The 12765-nt window shown below is 35.9% G+C and carries 16 protein-coding genes; 10 read left to right on the plus strand and 6 right to left on the minus strand.

Going from position 1 to position 12765, the window contains the following annotated elements; translation table 11 throughout:
* The first annotated feature begins 75 nt into the window (after positions 1–75).
* The 3 genes from ACLRVU_RS01370 (at position 76) to ACLRVU_RS01380 (ending at position 3973) form a co-directional block, all read left to right on the plus strand.
* A complete protein-coding gene (locus ACLRVU_RS01370; protein WP_147553092.1) occupies positions 76–753 on the plus strand; it encodes a TIGR00266 family protein in 678 nt (225 codons plus the stop codon).
* 130 nt (positions 754–883) lie between these two features.
* Positions 884–3436 carry a calcium-translocating P-type ATPase, PMCA-type gene (locus ACLRVU_RS01375; protein WP_412890372.1) on the plus strand — a complete coding sequence of 851 codons (2553 nt, stop codon included), beginning with the start codon at positions 884–886 and terminating at the stop codon, positions 3434–3436.
* 54 nt (positions 3437–3490) lie between these two features.
* Positions 3491–3973 carry a GNAT family N-acetyltransferase gene (locus ACLRVU_RS01380; RefSeq protein WP_412890373.1) on the plus strand — a complete coding sequence of 161 codons (483 nt, stop codon included), beginning with the start codon at positions 3491–3493 and terminating at the stop codon, positions 3971–3973.
* 127 nt (positions 3974–4100) lie between these two features.
* On the opposite strand, the gene ACLRVU_RS01385 is transcribed toward ACLRVU_RS01380, so the two are convergent.
* Both ACLRVU_RS01385 and ACLRVU_RS01390 read right to left on the minus strand, forming a co-directional pair.
* On the minus strand, positions 4101–4409 hold the full coding sequence (locus ACLRVU_RS01385) for a spore coat protein (RefSeq protein ID WP_147553098.1): 309 nt from the start codon (positions 4407–4409) through the stop codon (positions 4101–4103).
* Positions 4402–4602: a hypothetical protein gene (locus tag ACLRVU_RS01390; RefSeq protein ID WP_041139460.1), complete on the minus strand. Its 201-nt coding sequence runs from the start codon at positions 4600–4602 to the stop codon at positions 4402–4404. The genes ACLRVU_RS01385 and ACLRVU_RS01390 overlap by 8 nt, the downstream gene beginning before the upstream one ends.
* A gap of 93 nt (positions 4603–4695) precedes the next feature.
* Here ACLRVU_RS01390 and ACLRVU_RS01395 point away from each other — a divergent pair, with 93 nt between their 5' ends.
* Genes ACLRVU_RS01395 through ACLRVU_RS01405 form a run of 3 tightly spaced genes read left to right on the plus strand, consistent with a single transcriptional unit; the run spans position 4696 to position 5997 of the window.
* A complete protein-coding gene (locus ACLRVU_RS01395) occupies positions 4696–5007 on the plus strand; it encodes a nucleoside triphosphate pyrophosphohydrolase (protein ID WP_412890374.1) in 312 nt (103 codons plus the stop codon).
* Positions 5000–5719, plus strand: a complete 720-nt coding sequence (locus ACLRVU_RS01400) for an HAD family hydrolase (RefSeq protein ID WP_412890375.1) — start codon at positions 5000–5002, stop codon at positions 5717–5719. The genes ACLRVU_RS01395 and ACLRVU_RS01400 overlap by 8 nt, the downstream gene beginning before the upstream one ends.
* A gap of 14 nt (positions 5720–5733) precedes the next feature.
* Entirely contained in the window at positions 5734–5997 is a 264-nt protein-coding gene (locus tag ACLRVU_RS01405) for an acylphosphatase (protein ID WP_412890376.1), read from the plus strand.
* Positions 5998–6022: 25 nt separating this feature from the next.
* Here ACLRVU_RS01405 and ACLRVU_RS01410 read toward each other — a convergent pair whose 3' ends face one another.
* A complete protein-coding gene (locus ACLRVU_RS01410) occupies positions 6023–6586 on the minus strand; it encodes a hypothetical protein (RefSeq protein ID WP_412890377.1) in 564 nt (187 codons plus the stop codon).
* 85 nt (positions 6587–6671) lie between these two features.
* Between ACLRVU_RS01410 and ACLRVU_RS01415 the strand changes: the two genes are divergently transcribed.
* The gene (locus ACLRVU_RS01415) at positions 6672–7115 is read left to right on the plus strand and encodes a GNAT family N-acetyltransferase (protein ID WP_412890378.1); all 444 of its coding nucleotides are present in this window, start codon (positions 6672–6674) and stop codon (positions 7113–7115) included.
* 12 nt (positions 7116–7127) lie between these two features.
* Here ACLRVU_RS01415 and ACLRVU_RS01420 read toward each other — a convergent pair whose 3' ends face one another.
* Together ACLRVU_RS01420 and ACLRVU_RS01425 are read right to left on the minus strand one after the other, a co-directional pair.
* Entirely contained in the window at positions 7128–7547 is a 420-nt protein-coding gene (locus ACLRVU_RS01420) for a flavodoxin domain-containing protein (protein ID WP_412890379.1), read from the minus strand.
* 83 nt (positions 7548–7630) lie between these two features.
* A complete protein-coding gene (locus ACLRVU_RS01425) occupies positions 7631–8200 on the minus strand; it encodes a YdcF family protein (RefSeq protein ID WP_412890380.1) in 570 nt (189 codons plus the stop codon).
* A 104-nt stretch (positions 8201–8304) separates the two neighbouring features.
* Here ACLRVU_RS01425 and ACLRVU_RS01430 point away from each other — a divergent pair, with 104 nt between their 5' ends.
* Positions 8305–8775 (plus strand): VanZ family protein, encoded by a 471-nt coding sequence (locus ACLRVU_RS01430; RefSeq protein ID WP_412890381.1) that lies wholly within the window; start codon positions 8305–8307, stop codon positions 8773–8775.
* A 162-nt stretch (positions 8776–8937) separates the two neighbouring features.
* Positions 8938–9201, plus strand: coding sequence for a hypothetical protein (locus ACLRVU_RS01435; RefSeq protein ID WP_412890382.1), 264 nt, complete (start codon positions 8938–8940; stop codon positions 9199–9201).
* Between the two features lie 114 nt (positions 9202–9315).
* Here the strand turns inward: ACLRVU_RS01435 and ACLRVU_RS01440 are convergent, their stop codons facing one another.
* Complete coding sequence (locus tag ACLRVU_RS01440; protein WP_412890383.1) at positions 9316–10170, minus strand: DUF368 domain-containing protein; 855 nt, start codon at positions 10168–10170, stop codon at positions 9316–9318.
* Between the two features lie 218 nt (positions 10171–10388).
* On the opposite strand from ACLRVU_RS01440, the gene ACLRVU_RS01445 reads away from it, so the two are divergent.
* On the plus strand, positions 10389–12614 hold the full coding sequence (locus tag ACLRVU_RS01445; RefSeq protein ID WP_412890384.1) for an alpha-galactosidase: 2226 nt from the start codon (positions 10389–10391) through the stop codon (positions 12612–12614).
* The last annotated feature ends 151 nt before the right edge of the window (positions 12615–12765 follow it).

The raw sequence follows: 12765 nt of genomic DNA on the forward strand, positions 1-12765 counted from the left end.
AAAAATTCCATCGCTTCTATTTTCTGAAAATAATCTCTGTTATAATGATATTAGAATAGATGAAGGAGGGACATTATGAAATACGAAATTATAGGAGGACAATTGCCTGTTGTCAGCTGTACCCTGAATCAAGGGGATAGTATTTTTACAGAATCCGGTGGAATGTGCTGGATGGATGATGCATTTGATATGGAAAGTAATACGCGTGGGGGATTATTAAAGGGATTAGGACGTGCTATGAGCGGTGAATCCATCTTTATGACAACCTATCATTGTAAAAAGGATGCATCCACAATTGCTTTTGGATCATCATTTCCAGGCTGTATCATGCCAGTTGATTTGCCGGCTGGGAAACGCTTGATTTTGCAAAAGACTGCATTTTTGGCAGCTGAAAACACTGTCACTTTAGAAGCACACCTGAATAAGAAAGTCAGCACCGGACTTTTTGGTGGAGAAGGATTTGTTCTGCAAAGGATCATCGGTCCCGGAATGGCTTTTTTGGAAATTGACGGTGACGTCGTTGAAAAGACATTAGCACCAGGAGAAACAATTAAAGTTGATCAAGGTTATATTGCCGCTTTTGAAGATACAGTAAAATATGAAATAACGACTGTAAAAGGATTAAAAAATAAGTTCCTATCAGGAGAAGGATTCTTTTTAGCGACATTAACCGGTCCCGGTAAAGTCTGGCTGCAGACAATGCCATTTAATGTTTTAGCGGGAAGAATTATTGATTTAGTACCAAAACGTTAGAAGCGCCTATTTAATTAGGCGTTTTTTTATTGATAAAATAAGGAATATAAAAGATATTGTAAAAAAAATGTAGGTAAGATCAAGCATAATCGTTATTTCCTTTCATAGATATAACTAGGAGGGTTAGACAATGGATTATAGAAAAACGATTAAAGAAATCTACGAAGAATATAAAGTAGATCCAAAGCTAGGACTAACGTCTAAGCAAGTCAAAGAACGTATCGAATTGTATGGTCAAAACATTTTAGAAAAAGAAAAAAAGAAAAGTCTAATCAAAATGTTTGTAGAACAATTCAAAGATCCAATGGTGGTTATATTGATCGTTGGTGCTGTGATGTCTCTTGTATTAGGGGAATTAATTGATGCTTCGATTATTTTATTCGTGCTTATTTTAAATGCGTTTATAGGAGTGTTTCAAGAATCTAAAGCAGAAAAGTCATTGGAAGCTCTGGAAAAATTAAATTCACCGATCGTTCAGGTATTAAGAGACGGACATGTCGGCAGTATTGATTATCAAGATTTAACTATCGGAGATCTTGTTTTTTTAAGTTCGGGATCTTTTGTACCGGCAGATTTAAGATTGGTCGAATGCGAACAGCTGGAAATTGATGAATCTATGCTGACGGGGGAAAATGAACCGGTAAAAAAACAGGCAGAATTTGTCAGCTATCAGGAACTGCCGATCATGGAACAAAAAAACATGGCATTTATGTCAACCTATGTCACGAAAGGAAAAGCAGTGGGACTGGTTACTGCCATTGCTAAGCAGAGTGAAGTAGGGCATATTGCTAAACTGTTAACCGATCAAAAAACAGAAAGCAGTCCTTTGCAAATTAAGCTGGCACAATTATCAAAACTATTGGGAATTCTAACTGTTGGATTATGTGGTCTGATGTTTGTCATTGGACTTATTCAAGGAAAGAATTTATTTGATATGCTGCTTTTAGCGATTTCTTTAGCGGTTGCAGCTATTCCTGAGGGACTGCCGGCAATCGTCAGCATTACCTTAGCTTTCAGTGTCCAGGCAATGTCGAAGCACCATGCAATCGTACGTAAATTAGGAGGTGTTGAAACATTAGGGTCAGTGAGTGTCATTTGCAGCGATAAGACCGGTACATTGACACAAAATCGAATGAGTGTAGTAGGCACTTATCCGAGTAACGTTCCTGCTCATATGTATGAATGTATGAGCCTATGTCATGATGTCAGCTTTGGTGATGACCGTATGTTTGGTGATCCGATGGAACTGGCTTTAGTGACCTTTGCAATGAAGGCAAACTATGATCCTATCGCCATGAAAAAAGAGTATCACAAAATTTCTGAAGTCCCTTTTGAAAGTAAAACGAAAAAAATGCAGGTGACCTATCAAATGGGAAGCAGGCGCTATCTGTTTGAAAAAGGTGCCATTGATGTTTTATTAAAGGAATGTCAGAGTGAATATCGGGATGGACGCATAGAACCATTATCATCGATTCGCAAAGAGACGTTGCAAAAAGAAGCTAATAACTTAGCGAATCAGGCTTTGCGTGTACTCGCTTTTGCTTATAAAGAAGGTAATGGATTAAATAATGAACCTTTGATTTTCTTAGGCTATGTCGGATTGATGGATCCACCAAGAAAAGGGGTAAAAGAAGCCATTGAAACCTGTCATAAAGCATCGATTAAAATAGCCATGATTACCGGGGATCATCCTAATACTGCTTTAGCGATAGCAAAACAGCTGAATATTACACAAAATCCAAATTCTGTATTAACCGGAAACGAGATTGAGAAAATGGGGGATGAGGAATTAAAGCGACAAGTAAAAACGCATCAGATTTTTGCCCGTGTATCTCCAACTCATAAAGTAAGAATTGTGGAAGCCTATCAGCGTAATGGTGAGGTTGTTTCGATGAGTGGTGATGGAGTCAATGATGCTCCGGCACTGAAAAAGGCAGATGTTGGGATTGCGATGGGAGAAAGCGGAAGCGATGTCGCCAAGCAAGCCAGTGATCTAGTGCTGACCGATGATCATTTTGCCAGTATCGTATCGGCAATAGAAGAAGGTCGTAATATCTATCTTAATATTAAAAAAGCGATTTTATATTTGTTGTCATGTAATATTGGAGAGATGATGGCATTGATTTTATCCGTAATCTTGATGCCTCATACCAATGCTTTAATGTCCGCTGTTCAGATTTTATGGGTAAACCTTGTTACAGATGCTCTGCCTGCTTTGGCATACAGTTTAGAGCCTGAAGATCCTTATATTATGAATGAAGTGCCAAGAAAAAAAGATGAATCTGTCTTTAGTCATGGCGGGGGAATCTTCACCTTAATGAATGGACTTCTAATCGGAACGATCACGTTAGTTGCCTATCGCTATGGATTGAATATTTCTCATGCTTATGGTCAGACAATGGCATTTATGGTTTTATCTATTTCACAGTTAATTCATGCATTAAATTTAAGAAGCATGAACCATTCGATTTTTAAGATTGGTATCTTTAAAAATAAATATTTACTGGCAACCTGTGTGTTAAGTATTGCTTTACAGATCAGTGTTACGATTTTCCCTTTCTTCAAGATCTTACTTAAAACGGTGAGCTTGTCAATGAATGCATGGATAATTATTTTCTTACTTTCTTCTTTAACCTTAGTTTTAAATGAAATCAGTAAATTGTTTTACAAAGAAGAAAACTAATTGCGAAGCAGCTGAAGAATTGTTATGATAGAGATAGTTGCAGGGAGGGCTAACATGATAATTCGATCAGCAAAAATAGAGGATTTAGAAGAGATTGCCGATATTGAAAACTGCTGTTTTCCTAAGGCAGAAGCTGCGTCTAAAGAGGCTTTGAAGGAACGTATTGAAGCTTTTAAAGACTGTTTCTTTGTCGCAGAGACAGAAGAAAAAATAGTAGGCTTTATCAATGGCTGTATCAGTAATGAGGATACGATTCAAGATGAAGCTTACGAAAGCATCTGCTATCATGATCCATCTGGAAAATATCAAATGGTCTTTGGCTTAGATGTCCTGCCAGACTACCGGCATCAAGGTATTGCACAGCAGCTGATGTATTATTTTATCAAGACTGCAAAGAACCGCGGACAGCTTGGCATTGTTCTAACATGTAAGGAACATCTTATCGGTTTTTATGAACAGTTTGGCTTTGTGAATGAAGGAAAATCAGCTTCTACACATGGTTCTGTCACTTGGTATGATATGCGTTTATTATTTTAGCACCTGTCAGGCAGGTGCATTTTTTATTGAAATGACTTTATAGAAAGCATGTGTTAAAATAGAAGCGAATAAATATAACACACTCAGGATTATAATAAAAAGAGCCATATGGCTCTTAAAACAAGAATTATAATTGCGTTTCTTTGCCAGAATATTCTTGATAAACCTTTTGTACTTTTTCAGGGGTTTGCTTTTCAAGCTTGTACCATCCTTTTGAGTACATTAAATCAAAAACTTCTCTTTGAGAACAGTAGGTTTCTTTTTGAATTTCGATCAGTTTTTTCTGTAATTCTAAATGTGAACATTCAATAATGAAAGTGGTGTAGTCACTTAAAAGTGATTTTAAAGATAATAGAACATCATCGATTTTATCATAGTCATTAAAAGCATTTTCATTAGGAAGAATTGGCTGTTTTGGTGGGTTTAAATTATCCATTTAGACACTCCAATAATTTTGAATAATGTGTTTTTAACATACTATGTAATCGATCTAATGTCATTTGAATATCTTTGTCCTCTACACTTTCTTTATAACTTTTCACTTTTTTAGATAATACCAGAATAGTATTTAACTGATCGTCGAAAGAACCGCTGTCTTTAGTTGAAATCATTTTTGGTGGCTGGTTCATTATAATTCCTCCTTCATTATTAGTATGGTTGAAGGAAGCTGTCTTATTTATATTTTTTAAAATTTAATATATGATCACAGTAAAGGAGAAAGGATGAAATTAGTTAGAGATAAAATTCCGGAAATTATTGCCGGTCAAAACAAAAAAGCAGTCATATCAGTGATGAATGATGAAGAATATTATCAAGCTTTATTAATGAAACTGTCAGAAGAAACCCATGAATTTTTAGTGGATCAAAACGAAGAAGAACTTTGTGATATTTTGGAAGTGGTGTATGCATTAGCGGAAACAATGAATGTTTCAATTACTCAGCTAGAGCAGGTACGTAAAGAAAAAAAGGAAAGAAACGGTGCGTTTAAAAAGCGTTTAAGATTAGAAAGGATTATGGGAAGCAGCGATGAATAAACCGAAAATGATTTTGTTTGATTATGGTCAAACATTAGTAGCGGAAAAACAATTTAATGGAGTGAGAGGAACTCAGGCAGTCTTAAAACATGCTGTAAAAAACAGATATAATCTATCTGCCGAAGAACTTCAGGCAAGAGCCACAGATATTAATAGGGAATTAGGACGCTTTAGTTCACTCGATACCATGATAGCGGAAGTACATAACCACTTTTATCAAAATTATTTTTATAAAGCCAATGGTATTGAGTTGTCTTTATCAAACAGTGAGATAGAGACATTATTCTGGGATCAGGCAGCTGAAGGAAAGCCAACAGAAGGTATTCAAGAATTCTTAAATTATTTACAAAAGCATCATATTCGTACCGGTGTTATCAGCAATATTGCTTATAGTCAGGAAGCTTTAGAAAAGCGTATATCTCGATTAATCCATCACCCGTTCGAGTTTATTTTAGCGACAAGTGAATATGTATTTCGCAAGCCTAATCCGCGTATATTTGATTTGGCATTGGAAATAGCCGAGCTTTCTCCAAAAGAAGTATGGTATTGCGGAGATCATCCTTATTATGATGTCATTGGTGCAAAAAATGCTTCGTTGCAGCCTGTTCTATATCAAGGTGCTACTAAAAATAACTATGAAAATGAAGAAGGAACAATCATCATTCAGCGCTGGCAAGAACTGCAGGAACTATTAGAATCTTTGAATGAATAAAGGAGATGACTAAGATGATAAGAAAACATATTTATTTTAGCGGATATGTTCAAGGCGTTGGCTTTCGCTATACAGTCATTCAACTGGCAAGACGCTTTCATCTTACCGGCTGGGTTAAAAATTTATATGATGGCAGAGTGGAAATGGAAGTTCAAGGAAAGAACGAGGAATACGAATGTCTGATGCAAGCTGTTAAAAATCAATTTGAAATCACTCAGATACAAATAAAAGATTGTGAAATAAGACTAACTGAAAACGAATTTGATTTAAAATGGTAAAGAAAAAAGCGCTCTTATTGAAGCGCTATTGAGGATTAAAAGAATCATTTAATTCTTTAACCGTATTTACTAAATTACCACTGATTATATTTTGCAGATCTTGATTATCATCGACTACCCATTTTTCGCTTTCATCTTGATGCAGGCTTAATGTGAGCGTTGTTGTAAAATCCTTTTCTGCCGTATTGAATCCATCGATAAACATTTTCTGAACTTCCTGACTGATCGTTTCTTGATCAGTGCCAGAAAGAGATTCATTTAATGAATAGGCAAAAGCAGATGGAAACGTGGCTTTAAAGGCTTTGCCAAAATCGTAAGCTGTAAAGGTAACATCAACGGTAGCAGTGGTATCTGTAATTTTTTCATTGGTAATCGTAAAAGAAAAATCACTAAGTTTCTTTATCAAATCATTTGGGATAGTAAAACCGCTTGTTCCGGTAAATTGATCCAAGACTTCCTGACTGGCTTCGTTTACTTTTTCTTTTGCCTCTTTCAAATAAGTCTGTGCTGCTGTTGTAGGTGTATCTTTTTTAGGGGAACAGCCTGTCCATAACCCTAAACATAATAAACATATAAGTAACTTCTTCATATTTTTTCCTCTCAATCTTTATACTTTTATTCTAATAAAATCTATGCGATAGTTCAATCTTTATTGAAACAAGAAAGGAAAATACATGGAAATAAAATTAATAACGGAGCATAAAGAAGATTATTTTGAATGGCTCTTGTTGGCGGATGAACAAAAAGAATTAGTTGAAGCTTATTTATATCAGGGTGATATGTGGGCATTGGAGGAGGAGGGTGTTAAAACAGTAAGTATTGTGATTTTTAAGGATAGGCAGACATGCGAACTCAAAAATTTAGTGACACTGCCATCCCATCAAGGACATGGCTATGGTAATAAAATGATACAATTTCTCTTTTCATATTATCATTCCAGCTATCAATATATGGAAGTAGGCACTGGGGATAGTCCTAAAACAATTCCTTTTTATGAAAAATGCGGGTTTAAGCGAGATCACATTATACCAAATTTCTTTTTAGATCACTATGATCATCCCATTATAGAAGACGGAGTGCTTTTAAAAGATATGATCTATTTAAAAAAGGAACTATAAATAAAGTTCCTTTTAGTTATTAGCAAAATCTTTTCCAAACTGAAGACAACGAGAATCCTTTTCTTCAGGTTCTCCTTTAATGATGAGACTGCCAGAAAGAACAGCTGAACTTTGAGAAATGATCTCTTCAAATTTTCTCATCCATTCACCGTCTCCCCATCCGTATGAACCAAATAAAGCAACCTTTTTATCTGCCAATTGTGCTTTGATCTCTTCTAAAAATGGCAGAAATGTTGTTCCTTCAAGCTGTTCTTTACTCGTTGCCGGACAACCCAGCATAATCTTTTTAAATCCATTTATATGTGGTGTTGTTTCTTTTAAATCGATTAACGTGACAGTGTTATTTGTTTCAATAATACCATTGCGAATTTCCTCTGCCATTTTTTTAGTGTTCCCGGTACCAGACCAATATACGATTAAAATATTTTCCATATTAAGACCTCCTTATAAGTTAGTGTTCACTAACTGAGGATAGTCTATCAAATTCATGCAATCCGGTCAAAGAAGATGCTTCATTATTTTTTAATAATGGCATAGATGAAGTTTCGATATAAATTTAAATAAGAATAAAGGTAAGCCCCTAGAATATGGAATGGGGTAAAATGGTGTGGATAGTGAGAAGGCATCATTGCAAAATTCATTTTAGCCTCTTTCGCAAAGCGATTCGCTTTTCTAAGCTGCCAAGGGGACGTGATAATCAAAGCGCTGGTCAAACAATGCTGCTTCATGATCTGCTTTGCATATTGAATATTTCCATAGGTATTACGGGCTTTGGTCTCTAGTAGAAGCTGATTTTCTTTGATGCCATGCTTTAAAGCATAGGTTTTCATCACTTCAGCCTCGAGATATTCGTTTTTAACGGCACTTCCGCTTACTATTATTTTTTTAAAGGTACCTTGGTGATATAGCTGAATGGCAGTATCCATTCTCGATTGTAAAATTGGGTGAATTGTTCCGTCTTTTTTAGCCGGATAGCCTAATACAATACAAACATCGTAAGATAAATGACCTTTGTTTTTATGAATGGGTCCAAAATAAAAAAATGGTAATAAAAAGAGTAAAGCAAGAATAATGATAATAAACATAGAATCCCTCCAGTTGTATTATAAAGCATTTATTTACCAAAAGATACATTGAATCTAAGTCAGAGGAATGTTATTCTAATAGTAGGAAAGAAAGAGGGGGAAGAATGAAAACATGGATGAAAGGAAATAGAAAATACTGTTGGGCGGCTTATTTTTTACTATTGTTAGGGTTGAGTTGGAGTACGAATCGTTTGATGCCTAGCTGGATGTTTAGTTTAGAGCATTGGTTGAAAGAAGCCGTGAATGTAATCCCATTTAAAACTATGATATACTATTTTAATAGTTTATGGGATGGTTCACTCAATGTTAATATTCCAATTCGTTTTTTTATCATGAATATCTTTATTGGAATATCAATGGGAGTACTTATTGCAATTTTAAATCGTAAAGCATCATTGGTTCAGATGATGACGTTCAGCTGTATATTTTTTCTGATTTTTGAAGTAACTGCTCTTTTGTTGAGAATCGGAATCTTTGATGTTGATTCTATTTTGATCAGAACAGCTGCAGCAGTTGGAATGTACCAGATGATTCAGAGATATGTTTTGACGAATAAGAAAATGATAGGAGTTTAACGATAAAAGTAGTATCTCATATATACTATTTCGCTTAAAATAGTATTTGAAATTTAGGATTTACATAATATGAAAAGAAAAATAAGGCAAATCCATTTAAATTCTTGCATTGGTGGTATATAATGTAAGTGTAGAAAGAGGAAGGGAAAGGAGATGAGAAATATGAAACAGTCATTGAGTCTTATAGCGATGGGTTTATATGGGGCTGCGCTAGTTGGACAAGTTATGTTGTCTGAGGAACGAATAAATATTTTCCAAGGCAAAATAGAAGTGCCATTAGAAATAATGTGTAAATTTGATTTGAAAAACGTATTTCCGTCTCGTTTCGTTCCGATGGTTGAAATGACTGCAGGTGACGAAGAATTACCGAAAGCATTTCGATTGAATCGGAAGACTAGACCCCCTAACATATGTTGGGCTCAATAAGAGCCAAATCCATCTTATGAATGGAGAGATTCACTGTAGACTTATAATTAAGTGCATACAACCCTCCCTTCAAGTAAAAAGGATATAGCTAAATTCAGCTATATTCCTTTTTATTTATTCCTGTCCGGCAAACCGTGCAATGATTAAACCAATGATGAAGGTAATCGCACTGGTCAAAAGAATAGGAAGATTTAAATTAGTAAGATTGATTCCCATTAAAATAGCAATCGGTGAAGCAATGACTAAACCTAAGATAGCGCAGTACGTATGGGATTCATAATTTTTTAATAAAATTTCAATAATTTTCGCTATCAAGAAAATACCGATTACAACGCCTAAGCCAAAGGGAACTAAGATCATTGAACTTTGTATAAGCTGATCGAAGTTTAAGGCAACCAAAGCCTTAATAAATAGATTGATATGGCTGATTATGGGGTTATAATAGCCGATAATCATCAGCATCATTGAACCGCTGACCCCCGGGATAACCATGGTTGCTGATGCTACAGCGCCAATCAAAAAGAGTTTGATTATTTCCAGCAATGAGATTTGAATCGTCACATCTTTAGTGCCTTGTCCGCCTAACAACTGCATTCCAATAATTAAAGCAAAAAACAAGATAAAGATCAAACTGTGAGAAAAATCCGGTTTTTTGATTTTGATGCGTTTAGTAATGATAGGCAGTCCACCTAAAATCAACCCTATAAAGCATAGATTAGTTTGGATAGGGAAATGAAGAAACAAATATTCAATGACAAACGACAAACAAACAATTCCGATTCCGGCTCCTAAAATATAAGGAAACAGAGTCCGAATGCTTTTTTTCATATCTGAGAATAAATGGGTGATAGAATATATGATATCATCATAAATACCCATGGATACTGCCATCGTTCCGCCACTGACTCCGGGAATGATATTTGCAATACCAATGAGAATCCCGCGAAGAATTTCATTTAATAATTTCATGTCTTACTCCTTTCGTTTCTCGACTATTCTATCACAATGAAAGTTTAAAAAATGTAAATAAAAGAAATCTTAACAACTTATTTATACAGCGTGTTTTTTAGAGAAAGTAATTTTGAAGATATCACATTTGGACATATTTTAATAACGAATGCTACTGGTTTATAAGAGAGGGCATGCTATAATGGTAGAAAGAGTACAGGAATGCAGAGGAGAAAATTATGCCAATATTATTTCATGAAACATCTCAGACTTTTCATTTATATAATAAACACGTAAGCTATATATTTAAAGTGTTAAAAAACGGACATTTGGGACAGCTTTATTATGGGAAACACATTCGTGATCGTGAAAGTTTCGATCATTTATTAGAAATGCAGGCACGTTCTATGGCAGTGTGTCGTTTTGAGGGAGATCTATGTTTTTCACTCGAACATTTAAAACAGGAGTATCCTGCTTATGGAAGCGGAGATATGCGTCATCCGGCAATGGATATTGTTCAGGAAAATGGCAGTCGAATTATTGATTTTACTTATCAAACTTATGAGTTAGTGAAGGGAAAACCTAAATTGCCGGGACTGCCTGCTACCTATGTAGAAGATGAAAGCGAAGCGACAACACTGCTTGTTACAATGTATGATACAGTGATGGAGACAGAGCTGGTTTTAAGCTATACGATCTATGAAACGTTGCCGGCCATCTGCCGCAACGCTCGCTTTATACACCGTGGTCAGGCTCCAATTTCATTAGAAACAGCTATGAGTATGAATTTAGATTTACCGGATAAAGAGTATGAAATGATCGAATTGACCGGTGCTTGGTCAAGAGAACGCAGTGTCAGAGAAAGAAGACTGGAACACGGGATTCAATCTATCTATTCGATGCGTGGAAACTCAAGCAATAACTTTAATCCGTTTATTGCTTTAAAACGTTTTGATGCGACAGAATTTAATGGAGAAGTGTTGGGATTCAGCTTTGTCTACAGTGGTAATTTCTTAGCGCAGGTAGAAGTGGATACTTATGATGTAACAAGGATCAGCATGGGACTTCACCCACATTGTTTTAGCTGGGCACTAAGTCAGGGAGAATCCTTTCAAACACCAGAAGCGGTAATGGTATATTCGGATCAAGGGTTAAACAGGATGAGTCAGGTTTATCATGAACTTTATCAAAAGCGACTGGCAAGAGGAAAATATCGTGATCTGGTGAGACCGATCTTAGTGAACAACTGGGAAGGAACATATTTTGATTTTGATGAAGGTAAGATCGTTTCAATGGCACAAACGGCGAAAAAGCTTGGGATTGAGCTCTTTGTGCTAGATGATGGCTGGTTTGGTAAGCGTAATGATGACACAACCGGGTTAGGCGACTGGTATCCGAATCTAAATAAACTGCCTAACGGGATTAAAGGATTAAGTGAAAAAATAGAGGCATTGGGACTGCAGTTTGGTTTATGGATTGAACCGGAAATGGTCAGTCATGATTCTGATCTCTATCGTCAGCACCCGGAATGGACATTAGCAACCCCGCATCGTCCTTCCAGTCATGGACGCAATCAATACATTTTAGATTTCTCAAATGATGAAGTAGTAGACGCTATTTATGAAATGCTGCATAAAGTGATCTCGGAATCTTCTATCACTTATATTAAATGGGACATGAACCGCTGTATGAGTGAAGTATATTCCACAGCTAAAGACGCAAAAGATCAAGGAAAAGTTATGCATCAGTATATCTTAGGTGTCTATCGCTTATATGAACAATTGACAACAGAATTTCCGAGTATTTTATTTGAGTCTTGTTCTTCCGGAGGAGCCCGTTTTGATCCGGGAATGCTGTATTATGCACCGCAATGCTGGGCAAGCGATGACAGTGATGCGATTGAACGTTTAAAGATCCAATATGGGACATCCATTGTTTATCCGCTTTCAAGTATTGGTGCACACGTATCGGCTATTCCAAATCATCAGGTTTATCGTTCAACCCCGATTGAAACGCGTGCCAATGTGGCTTATTTTGGAACATTCGGCTATGAACTCGATTTAAATCAGTTAGATCAGGAAACCTTAGATAAGATAGTCAAACAAGTAGAATTCATGAAAGAATATCGTGAACTCATTCAGTTTGGAACATTTTATCGTTTGAAGAGTCCGTTTGAAACAAAGATAACCGCTTGGATGGTTGTATCCAAAGATCAAAATACAGCTTTAGTCGGTTATTACAAGCCATTGCAGGAGGTCAACGTTGCCTATGAAAGACTGCCGCTTTGCGGATTAGCTCCGGATAAAGAATATCATGTCTCTGTGCATGATATAGACTGCTATGGCGATGAACTGATGAATGTTGGGCTTATTACATCGGATATACCACCGCAATCAATCAATGAGATTCATGATGGCAGTCATGGTGATTACAGCTCAAGAATTTATATTATTAAAGCGAAATAAGTGTTCTTAGAAGAGCACTTTTTTCTATGGCAAAATGAATACATGCTATATATGGAAAGATTTTTAAGCTTTAGTGTTATAAATAATCTTGCCAGTAATCAATAGAATTTATAGAAAATGACGATCATAGGAAAATAGAAAGAGGATGTAA

Source organism: Beduini sp., assembly GCF_047239305.1.
Classification (GTDB): domain Bacteria; phylum Bacillota_I; class Bacilli_A; order Erysipelotrichales; family Coprobacillaceae; genus Beduini.